The sequence below is a fragment of the Microbacterium sp. 11MF genome (genome assembly GCF_000383475.1).
GTDB lineage: Bacteria > Actinomycetota > Actinomycetes > Actinomycetales > Microbacteriaceae > Microbacterium > Microbacterium aquilitoris.
Genome location: NZ_KB911461.1, coordinates 178,202 through 196,347, shown reverse-complemented (window position 1 = coordinate 196,347; position 18,146 = coordinate 178,202). Strand labels below are relative to the sequence as shown.

General features: G+C 71.1%; 19 protein-coding genes. 12 read left to right on the top strand and 7 right to left on the bottom strand.

All coding sequences use genetic code 11. The features are described from left to right. Nucleotides 1-35: 35 nt before the first annotated feature. From H286_RS0113040 to H286_RS0113030, 3 genes are all read left to right on the top strand, one after another. Nucleotides 36-1,664 carry a sensor histidine kinase gene (locus tag H286_RS0113040; RefSeq protein ID WP_020098507.1) on the top strand — a complete coding sequence of 543 codons (1,629 nt, stop codon included), beginning with the start codon at nucleotides 36-38 and terminating at the stop codon, nucleotides 1,662-1,664. Further along, nucleotides 1,657-2,316 (top strand): response regulator, encoded by a 660-nt coding sequence (locus H286_RS0113035; RefSeq protein WP_020098506.1) that lies wholly within the window; start codon nucleotides 1,657-1,659, stop codon nucleotides 2,314-2,316. Before H286_RS0113040 ends, H286_RS0113035 begins: the two co-directional genes overlap by 8 nt. A gap of 61 nt (nucleotides 2,317-2,377) precedes the next feature. Beyond that, the gene (locus H286_RS0113030) at nucleotides 2,378-2,797 is read left to right on the top strand and encodes a hypothetical protein (protein WP_020098505.1); all 420 of its coding nucleotides are present in this window, start codon (nucleotides 2,378-2,380) and stop codon (nucleotides 2,795-2,797) included. Between the two features lie 10 nt (nucleotides 2,798-2,807). Here the strand turns inward: H286_RS0113030 and H286_RS0113025 are convergent, their stop codons facing one another. Then, nucleotides 2,808-3,437: a TrmH family RNA methyltransferase gene (locus H286_RS0113025; RefSeq protein WP_020098504.1), complete on the bottom strand. Its 630-nt coding sequence runs from the start codon at nucleotides 3,435-3,437 to the stop codon at nucleotides 2,808-2,810. Between the two features lie 53 nt (nucleotides 3,438-3,490). Between H286_RS0113025 and H286_RS0113020 the strand changes: the two genes are divergently transcribed. Next, the gene (locus H286_RS0113020) at nucleotides 3,491-4,759 is read left to right on the top strand and encodes an Nramp family divalent metal transporter (protein ID WP_020098503.1); all 1,269 of its coding nucleotides are present in this window, start codon (nucleotides 3,491-3,493) and stop codon (nucleotides 4,757-4,759) included. An 18-nt stretch (nucleotides 4,760-4,777) separates the two neighbouring features. Here the strand turns inward: H286_RS0113020 and H286_RS0113015 are convergent, their stop codons facing one another. After that, nucleotides 4,778-5,800, bottom strand: coding sequence for an amidohydrolase family protein (locus H286_RS0113015; RefSeq protein ID WP_020098502.1), 1,023 nt, complete (start codon nucleotides 5,798-5,800; stop codon nucleotides 4,778-4,780). Nucleotides 5,801-5,893: 93 nt separating this feature from the next. Between H286_RS0113015 and H286_RS0113010 the strand changes: the two genes are divergently transcribed. Both H286_RS0113010 and H286_RS0113005 read left to right on the top strand, forming a co-directional pair. Continuing rightward, a complete protein-coding gene (locus tag H286_RS0113010) occupies nucleotides 5,894-6,664 on the top strand; it encodes a TetR/AcrR family transcriptional regulator (protein ID WP_020098501.1) in 771 nt (256 codons plus the stop codon). A gap of 10 nt (nucleotides 6,665-6,674) precedes the next feature. Beyond that, on the top strand, nucleotides 6,675-7,313 hold the full coding sequence (locus tag H286_RS0113005; RefSeq protein WP_018187563.1) for a metal-dependent transcriptional regulator: 639 nt from the start codon (nucleotides 6,675-6,677) through the stop codon (nucleotides 7,311-7,313). A 3-nt stretch (nucleotides 7,314-7,316) separates the two neighbouring features. Here the strand turns inward: H286_RS0113005 and H286_RS0113000 are convergent, their stop codons facing one another. Beyond that, nucleotides 7,317-8,270: an SDR family NAD(P)-dependent oxidoreductase gene (locus H286_RS0113000; protein WP_020098500.1), complete on the bottom strand. Its 954-nt coding sequence runs from the start codon at nucleotides 8,268-8,270 to the stop codon at nucleotides 7,317-7,319. 59 nt (nucleotides 8,271-8,329) lie between these two features. On the opposite strand from H286_RS0113000, the gene H286_RS15070 reads away from it, so the two are divergent. Next, nucleotides 8,330-8,476: a hypothetical protein gene (locus H286_RS15070; protein WP_020098499.1), complete on the top strand. Its 147-nt coding sequence runs from the start codon at nucleotides 8,330-8,332 to the stop codon at nucleotides 8,474-8,476. A gap of 5 nt (nucleotides 8,477-8,481) precedes the next feature. On the opposite strand, the gene pyrE is transcribed toward H286_RS15070, so the two are convergent. Next, on the bottom strand, nucleotides 8,482-9,060 hold the full coding sequence (gene pyrE, locus H286_RS0112990) for an orotate phosphoribosyltransferase (protein WP_018187566.1): 579 nt from the start codon (nucleotides 9,058-9,060) through the stop codon (nucleotides 8,482-8,484). A 52-nt stretch (nucleotides 9,061-9,112) separates the two neighbouring features. On the opposite strand from pyrE, the gene H286_RS0112985 reads away from it, so the two are divergent. From H286_RS0112985 to H286_RS0112975, 3 genes are all read left to right on the top strand, one after another. Then, nucleotides 9,113-9,952: an exodeoxyribonuclease III gene (locus H286_RS0112985; RefSeq protein WP_020098498.1), complete on the top strand. Its 840-nt coding sequence runs from the start codon at nucleotides 9,113-9,115 to the stop codon at nucleotides 9,950-9,952. A gap of 66 nt (nucleotides 9,953-10,018) precedes the next feature. Continuing rightward, entirely contained in the window at nucleotides 10,019-11,266 is a 1,248-nt protein-coding gene (locus H286_RS0112980; RefSeq protein WP_036324541.1) for a sensor histidine kinase, read from the top strand. Beyond that, on the top strand, nucleotides 11,263-11,934 hold the full coding sequence (locus H286_RS0112975; protein ID WP_020098496.1) for a response regulator: 672 nt from the start codon (nucleotides 11,263-11,265) through the stop codon (nucleotides 11,932-11,934). Before H286_RS0112980 ends, H286_RS0112975 begins: the two co-directional genes overlap by 4 nt. Nucleotides 11,935-11,988: 54 nt before the next feature. On the opposite strand, the gene H286_RS0112970 is transcribed toward H286_RS0112975, so the two are convergent. Continuing rightward, nucleotides 11,989-12,558 (bottom strand): NADPH-dependent FMN reductase, encoded by a 570-nt coding sequence (locus H286_RS0112970; protein ID WP_020098495.1) that lies wholly within the window; start codon nucleotides 12,556-12,558, stop codon nucleotides 11,989-11,991. Nucleotides 12,559-12,771: 213 nt separating this feature from the next. On the opposite strand from H286_RS0112970, the gene H286_RS0112965 reads away from it, so the two are divergent. Then, entirely contained in the window at nucleotides 12,772-13,656 is an 885-nt protein-coding gene (locus H286_RS0112965; RefSeq protein ID WP_020098494.1) for an ABC transporter ATP-binding protein, read from the top strand. Then, nucleotides 13,653-14,744: an ABC transporter permease gene (locus tag H286_RS0112960; protein WP_020098493.1), complete on the top strand. Its 1,092-nt coding sequence runs from the start codon at nucleotides 13,653-13,655 to the stop codon at nucleotides 14,742-14,744. Before H286_RS0112965 ends, H286_RS0112960 begins: the two co-directional genes overlap by 4 nt. 55 nt (nucleotides 14,745-14,799) lie before the next feature. Here the strand turns inward: H286_RS0112960 and H286_RS0112955 are convergent, their stop codons facing one another. Beyond that, complete coding sequence (locus H286_RS0112955) at nucleotides 14,800-16,197, bottom strand: serine/threonine-protein kinase (RefSeq protein ID WP_020098492.1); 1,398 nt, start codon at nucleotides 16,195-16,197, stop codon at nucleotides 14,800-14,802. Nucleotides 16,198-16,301: 104 nt separating this feature from the next. Further along, the gene (locus H286_RS0112950) at nucleotides 16,302-18,104 is read right to left on the bottom strand and encodes a glycoside hydrolase family 15 protein (RefSeq protein WP_020098491.1); all 1,803 of its coding nucleotides are present in this window, start codon (nucleotides 18,102-18,104) and stop codon (nucleotides 16,302-16,304) included. Between the last annotated feature and the right edge of the window lie 42 nt (nucleotides 18,105-18,146).

Genomic DNA, 18,146 nt, shown 5'->3' with positions numbered 1-18,146 from the left:
GCGCAGGAGGTGGTCGGGTGCGGTTCGGGAGCAGGATGCTGGTCCTCCAGCTCGTCACGCAGGTGTGCGTCGTGGCGGCGTGCGCCGGCGTCTTCCTCTTCCTCGGGGTGCAGCAGCTGCGCGCCGAAGCGGAGTCCTCGGCGCTGAACATCGCCCGGAGCGTCGCGGCGACCCCCGACGTCCGCGAGCTGGTCGCGGAATACTCCGCCGACCCCGGCACGCCGGATGCCGCGAAGCTTCGCGGTGGCCCTCTGCAGGGGTACGCGACCGCCGTCTCGGACCGTACGGACGTGCTGTTCGTCGTGATCACCGACGATCACGGCATCCGTCTCGCCCACCCCGACCCGGACCGGCTCGGCGATGTCGTGAGCACGAGCTTCGTCGACGCCCTCGCCGGGCGCGAGGTCGTGACGTGGGAGTCCGGCACGCTCGGCGAATCCGCACGCGCCAAGGTGCCGGTGTACGCGCCCGGCGACGGCGACCGGCCGGTCGGCGAGGTGAGCGTCGGATTCGAGCGAGCCAGTGTGTTCCGCGATCTGCCCGCCCTCCTCACCGGCATCGCCGTCGCGGTCGTGCTGGCCCTCGCCCTCGGCGCGGTCGCGGCGCTGCTGATGCGTCGGCGGCTCGAGCGCGTGACGCTGGGGCTGCAGCCCGAAGAGCTCGCGGCACTCGTCCAGACGCAGACCGCCGTGTTCGAGAGCGCGGACGAGGGTGTCGTCGCGGTGGACCCGGACGGCACCGTGCGCGTGTGGAGCGAGGCGACGACGCGGATGCTGGGCGTCGCCGCCGCGCCTGGGACCGCCCTTCGCGACGTCCCGGTCGACCCGTCGGTGCGCGATGCGCTCACGGGGGGCGCGCCGTCGGGACTCGCGGTCGGCGACCGCATCGTCTATGTCGACGTCCGCCCGGTGCGTCGCGGTTCCCGCGCACTCGGCACCGCGGCGATCCTCCGCGACCGGACCGATCTGCTCGCCCTCACCGAGCGTCTTGACGGCGTCCGCACCCTGACCGACGCGCTGCGCGCGCAGCGCCACGAGTTCGCGAACCGCCTGCACGCGGCATCCGGTCTGCTGGACGCGGGCCGCGGCGAGGAGGCCCGCGACTTCCTGCGCGAGGTCTCGGGTCGCGGCGCCGTCGACCTGCGGGTGGCCGGGCTGGATGCCGTGACCGACCCGGTCCTGCAGTCGTTCCTCGGCGCGATGGCCGAGAGCGCCCGCGAACGCGGCGTCGAGTTGCGCGTCGGGCCCGACACCCTGCTGCGCAGCACGCTGCGCGAGGTGGAGGACACCCTCGCCGTGCTCGGTAACCTCGTGGGGAACGCGGTGACGGCCGCGGCATCCTCGTCGGCGGACGCCTGGGTAGAGGTGACCCTCCTCGACGAGCTCGACGGGGGCGAGCTCGTCCTGACGGTGGCGGATTCGGGAGGCGGCGTGACGGAGCCCGGCGACGTGTTCGCCGCGCGCACGGTGTCGGAGACCGAGACGGCTGTGCACGGCCACGGCATCGGGCTGCCGCTGTCCCGTGAGCTCGCGAGGCGACGCGGGGGCGAGGTCTGGATCATCGACGCGGGCGGCCGCGACGGCGGCGCGATCTTCGGGGCTCGTCTACCCGCGGTGATGGGTCCGGCGGGACCGGGTGAGATCGAGGAGAGCGACGATGAGTGACATCCGCGTGCTGATCATCGACGACGACTTCCGCGTCGCCGGCGTGCACCGCGACATCGTGACGGGGGTGCGCGGATTCACCGCGCTCGAGCCGGTCCGCACCGCGGCCGAGGCGCTGGGTGCCGTGCGGGCCGATACCCCCGACCTGATCCTCGCCGACGTGTACCTGCCCGACGGGGACGGCATCGAGGTCGTGCGCTCATGCGGCGTCGACGCGTTCGTGCTGAGTGCGGCGACGGACGCGCGGACGGTGCGGCGCGCCTTCCGCGCCGGCGCCCTCGCCTACCTCGTGAAGCCGTTCGACGCGCGGACGCTGGCCGATCGCCTCGACCGGTACGCGCGCTACCGCAACCTGCTCTCCGACGCCGCCCCGCTCACGCAGGACCAGATCGACCGCGCGGCGACGGCGATGCGCGGCGCCCCCGACCAGGCGTCGGTGTCGCGGTCGGCGACGGAGCGGACCATCCTCGGCGCCCTCGCCGACGGCGAGGCGTCGGCGAGCGAGGTCGCCGAGCGCAGCGGCATCTCACGCGCAACGGCCCAGCGCCACCTCACCGCGCTCGCGTCGCGCGGGCTCGTGGAGATCAGCCTGCGATACGGCACGACGGGCCGCCCCGAGCACCGCTTCCGCGTGGCGGATGCCGCGGGCTAAGGTGACACCACGCCACGACGGCCGTGTCGGGCAGGAACCGCTCGGGGGAACGGACTCCACCATGAAGAACACCAGCAGGATCACACTCGCGACCGCTCTGATGGTCGCATCGGGTCTCGCACTGACCATCGGAGCCGCGGCACTCGCGACCTACCTGCTGACAGCGGACGGCACCTTCGCCGAGCTCGTCGTGGTCGCCGGCGCCGCCGGCACCGCCATCGTCACCGGCATCGTCGGCGTGTGGCTGCACCGGTTGAGCACCGTCGTCTCCGCCTTCGCGACGGTGGGATACCTGGTCGTGGGGGCGACGATTTTCCTCGGCGCCGTGACGACCCTCCAGGATGCTGCGGCGGGAGGATTCGCGAACATCGGAGCGGGACTGCTCCTGCTCGTCGGCTCGGTCCTCGCCGTGCCGGCAACCGCTCTCGCCGTGACGCTCGCCGCCTTCTACCTGCGGTCCCGCCGGTACGCCGTGGCCTGACGACGCGGGCTCACGCGTAGCGGCGGCACCATTCGTACATGACGACCGCCGCGGCGGCCGAGGCGTTGATCGACCGGGTCGACCCGTACTGGGTGATCTCGACGACGCCGGATGCCGCGGCGAGCGCCTCGGGCGACAGCCCCGGCCCCTCCTGCCCGAACAGCAGGACGCAGCGCTCGGGCAGGTCCGCCCGGTCGACCGGAACCGAGCCGTCGACGTTGTCGATCGCGAGGACCGGAAGGCCCGCGGCATCCGCCCATGCCGCGAAGGACGCGACGTCCTCGTGGTGGCGGACGTGCTGGTACCGGTCGGTGACCATCGCGCCGCGGCGGTTCCAGCGGCGCTTGCCGATGATGTGCACCTCGGCGGCGCCGAACGCGTTGGCGCTGCGGACGATCGAGCCGATGTTCATGTCGTGCTGCCAGTTCTCGATCGCCACGTGGAACGGATGCCGCTTCTCGTCGAGGTCCGCCACGATCGCCGCCATCGTCCAGTACCGGTAGCGGTCGACGACGTTGCGGCGGTCACCGTGCTCGAGCAGGTCGCGGTCGTAGTGCGGATCGTCGGGCCACTCGCCCGGCCACGGCCCGACCCCCACCGGAAGCTGCGGCTCGGCGTCGGGCTCGGTCGGGTCTGGCACCGGTCCAGGTTAGTCGGGGCACCGTGGTGGCCTCGTGCGCTAGATTTTTCGGTATGCCGAAAAATCCCGGGACCGCACGTCCGCGCACCCGCGCGGCGTGGCTGCTCGGGCCGGCACTCGTCGCGGGGGTCGCCTACCTCGACCCGGGGAACGTCGCGAGCAACATGACCGCCGGCGCCCGCTACGGCTACCTGCTCGTGTGGGTCGTCGTGCTCGGCAACGTCATGGCCTGGCTGATCCAGTACCTGTCGGCGAAGCTCGGCATCGTGACGGGGCGGAGCCTTCCCGAACTCCTCGGCGCCCGCTTCCGCACGCACACCGCTCGCCGCGCGTACTGGCTGCAGGCGGAGCTCGTCGCGATGGCGACCGACGTCGCCGAGATCATCGGCGGTGCGGTCGCCCTGTGGCTGCTGTTCGGCGTGCCGCTCGTGTGGGGCGGGCTCATCACGGGCGCCGTCTCGATCGCGCTGTTGCTGATCCAATCCCGCCGCGGCGCGCGCACCTTCGAGTTCGTCATCATCGGCCTGATGGTGATCATCGCGGTCGGTTTCACCTACGGCGTCTTCATCGGCCCGCCCGAGGCGTCCGGCGTCGCCCGCGGCTTGCTCCCGCGATTCGAGGGGACCGGATCGGTGCTGCTGGCGGCATCCATCCTCGGGGCGACGATCATGCCGCATGCGATCTACGCGCACAGCTCGCTCGCCCGTGACCGCTTCCATCCGGCCGAGAGCCGGCGAGCGGATGCCGCGGCCACCGGCGCGGCCCTCGACACCCGCCGGGTGCTCCGCGCCACGCGCTGGGACGTCACGATCGCCCTGGCCGTCGCGGGGACGGTGAACCTCGGCATCCTGCTGCTGGCGGCGGCGAACCTCGCCGGGGTCCCCGGAACCGACAGTCTCGAGGGCGCCTACGCGGCGCTGCAGAACGGCATCGGTCCGGTCGTCGCGACGCTGTTCGCCGTCGGGCTCCTCGCGAGCGGCCTCGCCAGCAGCGCGGTCGGCGCGTATGCGGGAGCCGAGATCATGCACGGGCTGCTGCGCGTCCGCATCCCGCTCCTCGCGCGCCGCCTCGTGACGCTCGTGCCGGCGCTCGCGATCCTCGCGGTCGGCGTCGACCCGACGCTCGCGCTGATCATCAGCCAGGTCGTGCTGAGCTTCGGCATCCCGTTCGCCCTCATCCCCCTCGTCTCGCTCACCGCGAAGCGGGACGTGCTCGGCGCGTACCGCAACCGGGCGTGGACGACGGCCGCCGGAATCCTGGCGTCGGTCTTCCTCGTCGCGCTCAACGGGCTGCTGCTCTGGCTCACCCTGTTCGGCTCGTGACGACACGACCTTTGGCCGTCATCGCCGCCGGGCCCGCAGCGCCTCCCAGTTTCCGGATCCGATGGCGACCTTCTGTTCGTGGGTGAAGGGGGAGTCCTCGAGGAAGCTGCGCCCGACCCCGGCCGAGGTGTCGAGGAAAGGAAACCCGCCGGGCCGGGTGCCGAACGTATACGGGTAGTCGGTGGAGTAGACCATACGCTCCGTGCCGACGACCTCGGCGGTCCAGCGCAGGTAACGCTCCGACACGGTGCCGCTGCCGGCGATCCAGAAATTCTGCGTCCAGTAGTCGAGCAGCGGGCGCTCGAGGTGCGCGTTGTGGGTCATGATGCCGGTGTGGTCGAGGTAGAACATCACCAACTCGCCCCAGTGCCCGGCAACGACCTGCAGGTCGGGGTGGCGGTCGAAGACGCCGCTGAAGATCATCCGCATGTACTGGATGCCGAGGTCGAAGTACCACCCGAGGCCGGCGGTGGCCAGTCCCATCCCGGCGGGGCCGAGACCCGAATAGTAGGAGTCGATGACACCGGGAGTGGGCACCTGCGGGTGGAAGTGCAGGGGCACGCCGAGTTCGACGGCCTTCGCGTACAGCTCGTCGTACGCCGGCGAATCCGCCAGGACATCGCCGGTCCGGCCGTAGAGCATCGCGCCGACCATGCCGAGTCGGGTGACGGCCCGCTCGAGCTCCGTGGCTGCCGCGGTCGGATCGGCTGTAGGGATCGTGGCCCAGGCCTGGAACCTGTCGGGACGTTCCGCGACGATCGCGGCAAGGTGATCGTTCGCGTCGCGGGCGACGACGGGCGCGTCCGCGGCAGACAGGTTCTGGACCCCGGGCGAGTTCAGTGAGAGAACGGCCATGTCGATCCCCTGATCGTCCATGTCGGCCAGGCGTTCCTCCCCGGTGCTGCGGAGTCGGCGCGCGAAGGGGGCATCGCCCCACCCGCCGTGCGGGTTGGGCTGGACGCCGGAGCGCTCCCAGGCGTCCAGCACGAGGGGAAGCGCGATGTGCTCCTCCAGTCCGACGATCGTGATCTTTTGCGACATGGCTGACCATCCTTCTGAGCTCTATCGGTGATATCGGCGAAGTGTTATCGCTGATAATATCGACAGTAACATCGAGACGGTATCGTCGTAACCATGAGCACCGAGGAAGAGGACACCCAACGGCATCGTCTGCGGGAGACGATCCTCCTCGCGGCCAGCGAGCTCATCGCCGAGGGCGGCGCAGCCGCGATGACCACCCGCGCCGTTGCTGTGCGGGCGGGCGTGCAGGCCCCCACGATCTACCGCCTGTTCGAAGACAAGCAGGGTCTGGTGCGGGCGGTCGCCGCCTACGTCCTCGAGACCTATGCCCGATCGAAGGATGTCGCCGACGACGACGCCGACCCCGTCGTTGCTCTAAGGACAGCATGGCGAGCACACATCGACTTCGGGCTCGCCAATCCGGGTCTGTATCTCCTCATGAACGACGCCACCCGGGCGAATCGAGGAGCCGAGGCCTCCCCGCCGTCGGACATCCCCGACGTGCTGACAGTGCGCGTCCGAGCAGTTGCGGCGGCGGGAGTCCTGCTGGTCACCGAGGAAAGAGCAGTGGATCTGATCCGCGCGGCGGGTGACGGAGTGATCCGCTCACTGCTCACCTCGCCGGCCGACGCGGAGCGCATGTCGACCCTGTCCGACGACATGCTGAACGCCATCCTCGGCCGCATCGTCGAGGGCCGGGGTGAAACGTCCGCCCGTCCTGTCGATGCTCTCCTGATCCAACTCCGGGCTGTCGCCGACGAATTGACGGATCTCAGTGCGGCCGAGAGGGCGCTTCTTCGCGAGTGGGTCAGTCGTGGTGACGCTGGGCGGGGGGCGGTGGCTCGAGATGTCGCCGCGTTCGGTTCGCGATCGGTCGGCGGATAATCTGGGGCGCGTGCCCGCGTCCACCGTCGACGACTATCTGAAGACGATCTACCACCACACCGAGTGGCAGACCGATCCCGTCACTCCCTCGGTGCTGGCCGCCGAACTCGGACTCGCACCCTCGTCGGTGACCGAGATGATCAAGAAGCTCGCCGCTCAGGGTCTCGTGTCGCACCGTCCCTACGGCCCGATCTCGCTGACGGATGCCGGGACCCGCCGCGCGACCGCGGTGATCCGACGGCACCGCCTCATCGAGACGTGGCTCGTGCGCGAGTTCGACTACGCGTGGGACGAGGTGCACGACGAGGCCGAGGTCCTCGAACACACGATCAGCGATCGGCTGCTCGCGGGGATCGACGCGCGGCTGGGGCATCCGCGGTTCGACCCGCACGGCGACGCCATCCCGGCACCCGACGGCAGCGTCGAGCGCGAGCCGTTCGTCCTGCTCGCCGAGGCGACGATCGGGCACACCGGACGGGTGCTCCGGGTCTCGGATCGCGACCCCGCGCTGCTGCGCTCGCTCGAGGAGGTCGGCCTCGACGTCGGCCACACGGTCACCGCCACGGGGCGCGACGCCGTCCAGGTCGACGGCGGCCCGACGATCGACCTGCCGCCGGCCGCCGCGCGGGCGGTCTGGCTCACCGCCTGAGCGTCAGCGAAGGCGCAGCTTGCGGCCCTTGAGGTAGGGCCATTCGGCCCGCGTCGCGTGCTCGGCGTAGTGCCACATGCGGGCGCCGACGTCGGGATCGATCGTGACCCGCGACGGGCGGACGAGCACGGGCGACCCCGTGTACGTGCGCGCCGGCCCCCAGTACTGCCCGCCTTCGGCGTCGGGGTCGATCAGCGCCCGGACGGGAGCCCACGCGCCGCTCTCCTTCGACTGCGAGACCGCGGCCTGCAGCCCGCCGATGAACCGCTTGCGTCGCGACGGCACACTGACCCCCGCGATCCGCCGGGTACGACCGCCGAGGGAGTACCCCGGGTGGGCGACGAGACTCGCGACGGGGACGGATGCCGCCCGCAGGCGCCGGTCGGCTTCGAAACCGAGCGCCGAGGTCGCGACCTTGGACTGCACGTAGGCACGCCACGGCGTGTAGTCGTCGACGAGTTCGGGGTCGATCGGATCCCACGGGAAGAGCTTCGTCGCGACCGAGCCGAGCCACACCATCCGGCCCCGCGCCGCCGCGAGCGCGGGAAGGAGGGCACCGGCGAGCGCGTAGTGGCCGAGGGCGTTCGTGGCGATGACGAGTTCGTGGCCGTCGCGGGTGACTTCACGGGTCTTCGGCGGGTGCACGATCCCGGCGTTGAACAGCACGCCGTGCAGTCCCACGCGGCCGCGGACGGTCGCCGCGGCGGCGCGCACCGAGCCGAGGTTGCTGGTGTCGAGCGCGAGCGTCTCGAGGTCGGCATCCGGCACCTGCGCCAGGATCGCGGCGCGCGCACGTGACAGTTTCGACGGGTTCCGCGCCGTCATGACGACGTGCGCACCGGCGCCGGCGAGCTGCAGGCAGGAGAAGAATCCGAGGCCCGTGTTCGACCCGGTGACGAGGTAGCGACGGCCGCTCAGATCGGGGAGATCGTTGGGGTCCCAGTCGTTTCGCGCCACACCCTCGACCCTACGCTCGGGCGCCGCGTCGCGGCATCCCTTCGTGGGAGAGTTGAGGCATGAACGGAATCGAGCAGAATCTGCTGTTCGCCGTCGTCGGACTCTCGCTGGTCACGTCACTCGTGGTCATCATCGTGGGTGCGGTGCGCCGACGCGGCGACGATCGCGACGACCGCAAACCCTGGGACGACCTCAAGCCCAAATAGACCGATTACTGCGGCTGCAGTCCCAGGTCGTCGAGGTCGATCGCGGCGAGCCACGTGAGACCCTCCGCCTCAACGGCGGCCTGCGCTCCGGTCTTGCGGTCGACGATGACGGCGACGGCGACGGGTTCGGCACCCTCGCGGCGGAGCGCCTCGACGGCCTTCAGTGCCGACTGGCCGGTGGTCGAGGTGTCTTCGACGACGATGACGCGCTTGCCGACGACATCCGCTCCTTCGACCTGACGGCCGCGGCCGTGGTCCTTGGGCTCCTTGCGGACCACGAACGCGTCGAGCGGGGAATCGGTGCGCGCAGATTCGTGCATGACGGCGTTGGCGATCGGGTCGGCGCCGAGCGTCAGACCGCCGACCGCGACGATGCCGTCGACGTCGCGGATGAGGTCGAGCATGATCCGCCCGATGGCCGGCGCGGCGCGGTGGTCGAGCGTGAGCTTGCGCATGTCGACGTAGTACGACGCCTTCTTGCCGCTCGACAGGGTGAAGTCGCCGTGGAAGACGGCCTCCTCCTGGATGAGCGAGATGAGGCGCTGGCGGTCGGCTTCGAGTGCGGGCGTGGAGGCGACGGTCACGGCTCCGAGTCTACGACCGGCGGCGTCGGACGCCCGATCTAGGCTGGAGACCATGCGGCTTGCCACCTGGAACGTCAACTCGATCCGCGCGCGCATCGTGCGCACCGTCGACTTCGCCGTGCGCGAGAACATCGACGTGCTCGCGATGCAGGAGATCAAGTGCAAGCCCGAGCAGTTCCCGTACGAGGCGTTCGAAGAGGCCGGGTACCACGTCGAGGCGCACGGCCTGAATCAGTGGAACGGCGTCGCGATCGCGAGCCGCGAGCCGATCACCGACGTCGAGTACGCGTTCCCCGACATGCCGGGGTTCCTGAAGGGGCATGAGGGACCGGATGCCCCGCAGGAGGCGCGGGCGCTGGGCGCCACGATCGACGGGGTCAAGGTCTGGAGCCTCTACGTCCCCAACGGCCGCGGACTCGACGACCCGCACTTCACGTACAAGCTGCACTGGCTCGAGGCCCTCCGCGCCTACACGCAGTCGACGCTCGCGGCTCACCCCGACCTGCCGCTCGCGCTCGTCGGCGACTTCAACATCGCCCCGACGGATGCCGACAACGGCGACCCGACGATCGTTCAGGGCGTGTCGACCCACGTCTCCCCCGAGGAGCGCGCGTCGTTCCAGGCGCTGCTCGACGCCGGACTCACCGACACCGTGCGCCCGCTCGTCCCGACCGGCTACACGTACTGGGACTACAAGCAGCTGCGCTTCCCCCGCAACGAGGGCCTGCGCATCGACTTCATCCTCGGCTCCCCGGCCTTCGCCGACGGCGTCGTCGGGGCATCCATCCACCGCGACGAGCGCAAGGGCGAGATCCCCAGCGACCACGTGCCGGTCGTGGTCGACCTGGATCTGAACGGCGAGGACGACGACGATCGTCCGATGATCTTCTGACGCCGGCCCGGCGGCTCCCCCGCGCGACGGATGCCGGGGCCTGCGACCCCCTCTAGCGTGGAGAGCATGCCCGAATCGATGCTCCGCCGCGCAGCGACCGCGGCCGAACGCCGCCAGGACGCCTGGCTCGCCGCCGGACTGTTCGTCGCCGCGATGATCAGCACAGCCCTGGGCTCGGTCTCGGGCATCTACAACGATGCGCAACCCGACCTCGTCTGGGGGCTCCTCTACTCCTTCGCCATGACCGCGCCTCTCGCGTTCCGGCGGCTTTACCCGATGACGGCCCTGATCGTCGTCTCGGTCGTGTTCTTCGTCGGCGTCTCGGCGCGCATCCCCGAGCTCTACGTCGGCAACGTCGCCCTGTTCGTCGGGATGTACACGGTCGGCTCCTGGGTGGCGGATCGTCGCCGCGCGGCGCTCGTGCGCATCCTGCTCATCGTCGCGATGTTCGTGTGGCTGATGATCACGATCTTCCAGAGCGCCGCCTCCTCCGAGGGCGGCCTGTCGCAGGAGGGGCCGTTCTCCCCGTTCGCGGCCTTCGCGATGATCCAGTTCCTCGTCAACGTGGCCTTCTTCGGCGGGGCGTACCTGTTCGGCGAGCGCGCCTACACGGGCGCGACGGAGCGCACCGCCCTTGAGGAGCGCACGGCCGAGCTCGAGCGGGAACGCGAGCGGACGGCCGCCCAGGCGGTCGCCCTCGACCGGGTGCGCATCGCCCGCGAGCTGCACGACGTCGTCGCGCACCACGTCTCTGCGATGGGCGTGCAGGCGGGAGCCGCGCGCACGGTGCTCGACCGGGATCCGGATGCCGCGCGCACCGCGCTGACCGGCGTCGAGTCCTCGGCGCGCCAGGCGCTGACCGAACTGCGCCAGCTGCTCGAGACGCTCCGGACACCCGAGACCGAGGCGCCCGGGGGTTCGACCGTCCGCCTCGACGCCCTGCCGGACCTCGTCGCCCATGCCAACGAGAACGGCCTGCCGACGACGCTCTCGGTCGTGGGGGCCCCCGTGCCGACACCCGAACTCGTGCAGGTGAACCTGTACCGCATCGCGCAGGAGGCGCTCACGAACGCGCGCCGCCACGGCGGTCCGGGTGCGACCGCCGACGTGCGGCTGCGCTACGCCAACGACGCGGTGGAACTCGAGGTCTCGAACGAGGGCCGCGCGCCGATCTCGGGACGGGCGGGCCTCGGCCTCGTCGGGATGCGCGAACGTGCGACGTCCTCCGGAGGGGCGCTCGAGGCGCGGGCGCGCCCGCGCGGCGGGTTCCTCGTGCGCGTGCGCGTGCCGCTGTCGCAGGCGGTGCCGGCATGATCCGGGTGCTGCTGGTCGACGACCACGCCGTCATGCGCGCCGGGTTCCGCATGATCCTCGAGGCGGCGGGCGACATCGAGGTGGTCGGCGAGGCCGGCGACGGTCGCGCCGCGATCGAGTCCGCCCGCACGCTCCAGCCCGACGTCATCTGCATGGACGTGCAGATGCCCGACATGGACGGCCTCGAGGCGACGCGGCAGATCGTGGCGGATGCCGGGGTCGCGGCATCCGTCGTCATCGTCACGACCTTCGACCGCGACGACTACCTGTTCCAGGCGCTCTCGGCCGGGGCGAGCGGATTCCTGCTCAAGAACGCCGGCCCCGAGGAGTTGACGAGCGCCGTCCGCCTCGCGCACTCGGGCGAGGCGCTGCTGTCGCCGTCGGTGACCCGCCGGGTGATCGCGCGGTTCGCGTCGACCGCGACGGAACCGGCGGCATCCCTCCCCCGTGAGACGGATGCCGCGCCCCGCCTTCCGGTGGAGCTCACCGACCGCGAGGTCGAGGTGCTGCGGCTGCTCGCGCAGGCGATGAGCAACGGCGAGATCGCCCGCGAGCTCTACATCGGCGAGGCGACGGTGAAGACGCACGTGTCGAACGTCCTGCAGAAGCTCGGCGCCCGCGACCGCGTCGCCGCCGTCGTCTGGGCGCACCGCTACGGCCTCGCCTGACGAGAAACGGCCCCACCCGAGTCGGGGTGGGGCCGCTTCTTCCGGCAGCGAGGGTCAGGCGCTCGCGGGGACCTTCGCGTAGCGGTCGACGAGGTCGTTGAACGCCTCGAGGTAGCCGGTCAGGAAGCCGGCGGTCGCGTCGTTCGTGACCTCGCCGTCCTCGGCGAACAGGCCGGGCGTGGTCTGGATGAAGCCCTCGGGCTGGCCGAGCGTCGGCGCGTTGAAGTGGCTGAGGATCGCCTTCAGGTGCTGCTGCGCGACAGCAGTTGCGACACCGCTGCCCGACGTGCCGATGACGGCGGTCGGCTTGTGGTGGAAGGCGTTCTGACCGTAGGGACGGGCAGCCCAGTCGAGCGCGTTCTTCAGCACGCCGGGGATCGAGCGGCTGTACTCGGGGGTCACGATGATGACGCCATCGACGTCCGCGATCGCCTGCTTGAAGTCGACGGCCACCTGCGGGAAGTTCCCGTCGTGGTCGACCGAGTAGAAGGGCAGGTCCTTGATCGGGATCTCGACCAGCGTGGTGCCCTCGGGAGCGAGACGCTCGAGCGCCTTCGCGAGGGTCCGGTTGATCGACGTCGACGAGATGCTGCCGACGATGTAGCCGATGGTGCGATTCGTCATGGGTCCTCCAAAGAGAGTGGATGGGGATACCGGTGGGCATCGCAGAACCCAACGAGACCCCCGGCATCCCTATTCCTATGAATGCACCGACAACGCCTCTCCCCCGTGGGGAGGGGACGGGTTTCACCCGCCGGGGGGAGGTCCCCGGCATCCGATCTTCCTAACGTGGGACACGTGCCGCCGCCGGTGGCGCACCGACCACAGGAGGAACGGATGCTGCAGCTACGCGGGATCACCAAGAGCTACGGGTCGAGGCGCGTCCTCGACGACGTCGCCTTCGACGTCGCGCCCGGCCGGCTGACCGGGTTCGTCGGCGGCAACGGCGCCGGCAAGACCACGACGATGCGCATCATGCTCGGCGTGCTCGGTCGCGACGCCGGCGAGGTCACCCTCAACGGAGCCCCCGTCACCGCCGCCGACCGGCGCCTGTTCGGCTATATGCCCGAGGAGCGCGGGCTGTACCCGAAGATGAAGGTGCTCGAGCACATCGTCTACCTCGCCCGTCTGCACGGCTTCTCGAAGACGGATGCCGCCACCCGCGCGACCGCTCTGCTCGAGGAGCTGGGGCTCGGCGAGCGCCTCGGCGACAACGTCGAGACCCTCTCGCTCGGCAACCAGCAGCGCGCACAGATCGCGGCCGCCCTCGTGCACGACCCCGAGGTCCTCATCCTCGACGAGCCGTTCTCGGGGCTCGACCCGATCGCCGTCGACGTCGTCGCGAACGTCCTGCAGACCCGCGCGGCGCAGGGAGCCTCGGTGCTGTTCTCATCGCACCAGCTCGACGTCGTCGAGCGCCTGTGCGACGACCTCGTCATCATCGCGGGCGGCACGATCCGCGCGGCCGGCACCCGTGAGGGGCTCCGTGCCGAGCACACGACCCGCCGCGTCGAGCTCGTCTCGGGGACGGATGCCGGATGGCTCCGCGACGAGCCGGGCGTCGAGGTCATCGACTTCGACGGCGGCTACGCCCTCTTCGAGGCCGACTCCGACGAGACCGTCCAGCGCGTCCTGCAGCGCGCGGTCGCCGCGGGCGACGTGACCACGTTCGCGCCGCGCCGCCCCACCCTCGCCCAGATCTTCACGGAGGTCATCCAGTGAACACGTCCGCCTCCCCCTCGTTCGGCCAGAGCGTCTGGCTCGTCACCGAGCGCGAGCTCGGCTCGAAGCTGCGCTCGAAGTCGTTCATCATCTCCACCGCCGTCATGTTCCTGATCGTGCTGGCCGGTGTCCTCTGGGCGGGCTTCTCGGCTCAGAGCGACAGCCGCACGCCGATCGCGGTCACCTCCGAGACGGCGTCGGCCATCACCGACCCGAAGGCGTTCGACGTGACCGATGCGGCCTCCGCCGAGGAGGCCCGCGATCTCGTCCGCGACGGCACGGTCGATGCAGCCGTCATCCCCGGCGGCGACGAGCCGCTCGGCTACACCGTGGTCTTCGACGAGTCGGTGTCGAACAGCCTGCTGCAGCAGTTGAGCATCGCCCCGAAGGTCGAGATCCTCGAGCCGGAGAGCACCGACGGATTCCTCCGCTACATCATCGCGATCGCCTTCGGCGGCGTGTTCTTCGCCGCGGCGCTGACCTTCGGTACGACGATCGCGACGAGCGTCGTCGAGGAGAAGCAGACGCGTGTGGTCGAGCTGCTCATCTCGGCGATCCCGACCCGCGCACTCCTGGCGGGCAAGGTGCTCGGCAACACGATCCTCGCGATGGGGCAGATCGTCGGCATCGCCGCGGTCGCGATCATCGGGCTGACCGTGACGGGCCAGGACTTCCTCATCGCCGGTCTCGGCGGGCCGATCGCCTGGTTCGCGGTCTTCTTCCTCTTCGGGTTCGTGCTGCTCGCGGCGCTGTTCGCCGCGGCGGGTGCGCTGGTGTCGCGCCAGGAGGACATCGGACCGACGATCACACCGCTCACCTACATCGTGATGGCGCCGTACTTCCTCGTGATCTTCTTCAACGACAACCCTGTCGTGCTGACGATCATGTCGTACGTCCCGTTCTCGGCTCCGGTCGGGATGCCGGTGCGGATCTTCGTCGGCGAGGCGCAGTGGTGGGAGCCGCTGCTCGCGCTGGCCGTCATGCTCGCCGCCTGCGTGGGAGCGATCCTCGTCGGCGCGAAGATCTACGAGAACTCGCTCCTTCGGATGGGTGCCCGCGTCAAGCTCCGCGACGCGCTCTCGCGCTGAGTCCCCCTCGATCGGAACCGTCCCGTCCGCAGCCGCGGCGGGGCGGTTCCTTCGTTCACGGCTTGTCCTTCGGCCCCTTGCGGTCCTTGTTCGCCTCGCGCTCCACCCGCTTCTGCTCGTCCTTGGCCGCCTTCTCGGCGTCCTTCGCCGCTTCGTCGGCCGCGTCGTCGTCGGGAGCTGGAGCGGGATCGACGTTCGTCGTCGTGACGGTCGGAGTCGGGGTCGGTGTGGGATCCGTCGAGACGACCTCGGCGGGGGCCGACTCCTGTGGCTCCGTCTGCGCGGGGTCCGTCGAGGCGGGCTGCGGCGAACCGGCGAGCGATCCCGCCCAGATGCTCCCCGCCGTGATCAGTGCGACCGCGGCGGCGGCGAGTCCGATCACGAGCGGGCGACGCGACCGTCGCTTCTCGGGCCGATCGGCCGAGGCTCCGGATGCCGCCGAGGCGCCGGCGAGCGCGACGGTCGCCGCCGTCACTGAAGGGCGGGGGTAGCGGCGGGTCGGGGCATCTCCCGTGGTCTCCTCATCGAACCGACGGGAATCGGCAGCGCCGGCGGCGGGGATGCCGGCGGCCACCGCCGCACGCACCGGAGGCAGCGGCGGCGCGCCGTCGATCGGCTCGGTCCGCAGCCGCTCCGCGGCGTGGACGACCTCGAGGGCCGTGGGCCGCTCCTCGGGCGAGGTCGCCGTCATGCGTGAGAGGAGCGAACGCCACCCCTCGCTGAGAGTGTCGGGAACGGTCGGCGGCGTCGTCAGGCGCGCGAGGGCGGCGCCCACCCCGTCGGTGTTCGGATAGGCACGCTCACCCGTGAGCGCCTCGAGCAGGACGAGACCGAGGGCGTACACGTCGGACGCGGGCGAAGGGTCGCGGCCCTCGACCTGCTCGGGGGCGAGATAGGCGGCGGTGCCGATGATCGTGCCCGGCGTCGTCACCCGCGCACTGTCGAGGAGGAGCGCGATGCCGAAGTCGGCGAGCTTGGCGCGGGGCCGCCCGCCGGGAAGGTGCGGTGAGGCGAGGAGCACGTTCGACGGCTTCACGTCCCGATGCACGACACCCGAGGAGTGGACCACGTGCAGGGCTTCGCCGAGCTCTGCGGCGAGGGCGGCGACGTCGGCGGTGGGCAGAGGGCCTTCCGCGATGCGCGCACTCAACGTGGGGCCGTCGACGAACTCCATCACGAGGTAGTCGGGCGAACCGGTGAGGTGCGCATCGAACAGTGTCACGAGCGAGGGGTGGTTGAGCGAGGCGAGCAAGGTGACCTCGCTGCGCGCCCGATCCGGCGCGCTGACCGCCCCCTCGACACCGGGGCGGAGCACCTTGACGGCGACGCGGCGCCCCAGTGCCGTGTCGTCGGCGCGGAAGACGCGCGCCATGCCGCCCTGTCCGATCTGCGCGACAAGGCGGTAGCGCTCTGCCAGCACGTCGCCGGGCAGGGGCTCGGATGTGTCCGTCATCGCGTCCTCCTCCGGGTTCCGACGCGGTGCCCTCGACGATAGTCAGCGCCGCGGCGCCGCGCACGGCCTTGACGGACGATCGGATGCCACGGTGTCGACCCCGGTCAGGTCCGATGCGCGGCGCGGCCGGTGTGCCCGGCGAGCGCGTCCGCGGCCCCGACGAGCGCGAGGTGGCTGAGGGCCTGCGGGGTGTTGCCGATGTGGCGTCCCACCCCGGGGTCGTACTCCTCCGAGAGCAGACCCACATCGTTCGCGACGGCGCAGAGCCGGTCCATGAGGCGCGTCGCATCCTCGATGCGTCCGGTCGCCGCGTACTGCTCGACGAGCCAGAAAGAGCACGCGAGGAAGGGGTGCTCGTCGCCGGGCAACCCGTCGGTCCCCGCCGCGGTGCGATACCTCATGACGAAACCGTCGCGCAGGAGGTCGCGCTCGATGCGGGCGACGGTGGCGAGCATCCGCGGGTCGTCGGCGGCGCAGAACCCGACGACGGGCAGGAGAAGCAGCGAGGCGTCGACCTCGTCGGTGCCGTCGTGTTGCGTGAAGTGGCCACCCGCGGCATCCACCCCGGTCGCATCGATCTCGGCGCGCACCTGATCGCGGAGCCGCTCCCACGTGTCGGCGTCGCCGGGCAGACCGTGCTCGCGCACCGCGCGGACGCCGCGGTCGAGCGCGGCCCACACCATCGCGCGGGAATGCGTGAAGTGGTGCAGGTCGCCCCGCATCTCCCAGATGCCGTGGTCGGCGCGGTCGACCCACGCGACGACCTGCGCCAGCAGCGCGCGCTGCAACGACCACGACGACGGAGTCTCGGTCACCCCGGCGAGGCGGGCGGCCTCGAGGGCGACGAGGACCTCGCCGATCACGTCGCCCTGGTACTGGTCGACGGCGCCGTTGCCGACGCGGACGGGCGCGGATCCCTCGTAGCCCGGCAGGCTCGTCAGCTCGCGTTCGGGGAGGTCCCGTTCACCGCCGAGGCCGTACATGATCTGCACGTCGGCGGGGTCGCCGGCGATCGCGCGCAGCAGCCAATCGCGCCAGCGCTCCGGTGCCCGGGTGTAGCCGTGGGCGAGGTAGGCCTCGAGGGTGAGGGCGGCATCCCGCAACCAGACGAACCGGTAGTCCCAGTTGCGCGAGCCACCGGGGTCCTCGGGGAGCGAGGTCGTCGCGGCGGCGACGATCCCGCCGGTTTCGGTGTGGGTCAGGGCACGGAGTACGAGCATCGAGCGCACCACGTGGGCTCCCCAGGGTCCGCCGTCCTCGACGCCCGCCGCGAAGTCGCTCCACCACCTGCGGGTGTGCGCGATCGCGGCGTCGACGTCGATCCCGACGGGATGCCGGTGGTACGACCGGTCCCAGGTGAGAACAGAGTCGACGGTGTCGCCCGCCGCCACCGTGAACACGGCGCGGTGCATCGTGCCGTCCGGGTGCAGCCGGGGGCCGCGCACGGCGACGGCGTCGGGACCCGCGATCGCGAGCAACACCGGCGCGTCCGCGTGCCCGATCTGCCGCACCCAGGGGAGCGCCCGAGCGTAATCGAAACGCAGGCGCAGCTCGCTCGTGAAGGCGACGGTGCCTTCGATGCCGACGACGCGTCGGACGACGGCATCCGTGTCGTCGTGCATCGGCATGAACTCGATGACCTCGGCGCTGCCCGTCGGCGTCTGCCAGCGCGTGACGAGCACGAAGGTGTCGCCGTCGTAGCGGCGGGTAGACGTGGCGGCGGAGTCCGCGGGGCGGAGACTCCACCGACCGTGTTCGTCGTCGCCGAGGAGTGCTCCGAAGATCGACGCGTCGTCGTAGCGGGGAAGGCACAGCCAGTCGAGGCTCCCGGCATCCGACACGAGGGCTCCCGTCCGGCAGTTGCTGAGCAGGGCATAGGACTCGATCGGAGCAGGCATCGACGTCATTGTCGTTCGCGGCGGGCGGCGGGGCAAGAGACGAGGCGCGAC

Bases quoted from the DNA above. Each gene is read 5' to 3' on its own strand.
- H286_RS0113040 (WP_020098507.1), top strand. From the start codon at position 36: ATGCTGGTCCTCCAGCTCGTCACGCAGGTGTGCGTCGTGGCGGCGTGC.
- H286_RS0113035 (WP_020098506.1), top strand. From the start codon at position 1,657: ATGAGTGACATCCGCGTGCTGATCATCGACGACGACTTCCGCGTCGCC.
- H286_RS0113030 (WP_020098505.1), top strand. From the start codon at position 2,378: ATGAAGAACACCAGCAGGATCACACTCGCGACCGCTCTGATGGTCGCA.
- H286_RS0113020 (WP_020098503.1), top strand. From the start codon at position 3,491: ATGCCGAAAAATCCCGGGACCGCACGTCCGCGCACCCGCGCGGCGTGG.
- H286_RS0113015 (WP_020098502.1), bottom strand. From the start codon at position 5,800: ATGTCGCAAAAGATCACGATCGTCGGACTGGAGGAGCACATCGCGCTT.
- H286_RS0113010 (WP_020098501.1), top strand. From the start codon at position 5,894: ATGAGCACCGAGGAAGAGGACACCCAACGGCATCGTCTGCGGGAGACG.
- H286_RS15070 (WP_020098499.1), top strand. From the start codon at position 8,330: ATGAACGGAATCGAGCAGAATCTGCTGTTCGCCGTCGTCGGACTCTCG.
- H286_RS0112985 (WP_020098498.1), top strand. From the start codon at position 9,113: ATGCGGCTTGCCACCTGGAACGTCAACTCGATCCGCGCGCGCATCGTG.
- H286_RS0112980 (WP_036324541.1), top strand. From the start codon at position 10,019: ATGCCCGAATCGATGCTCCGCCGCGCAGCGACCGCGGCCGAACGCCGC.
- H286_RS0112975 (WP_020098496.1), top strand. From the start codon at position 11,263: ATGATCCGGGTGCTGCTGGTCGACGACCACGCCGTCATGCGCGCCGGG.
- H286_RS0112970 (WP_020098495.1), bottom strand. From the start codon at position 12,558: ATGACGAATCGCACCATCGGCTACATCGTCGGCAGCATCTCGTCGACG.
- H286_RS0112965 (WP_020098494.1), top strand. From the start codon at position 12,772: ATGCTGCAGCTACGCGGGATCACCAAGAGCTACGGGTCGAGGCGCGTC.
- H286_RS0112955 (WP_020098492.1), bottom strand. From the start codon at position 16,197: ATGACGGACACATCCGAGCCCCTGCCCGGCGACGTGCTGGCAGAGCGC.
- H286_RS0112950 (WP_020098491.1), bottom strand. From the start codon at position 18,104: ATGACGTCGATGCCTGCTCCGATCGAGTCCTATGCCCTGCTCAGCAAC.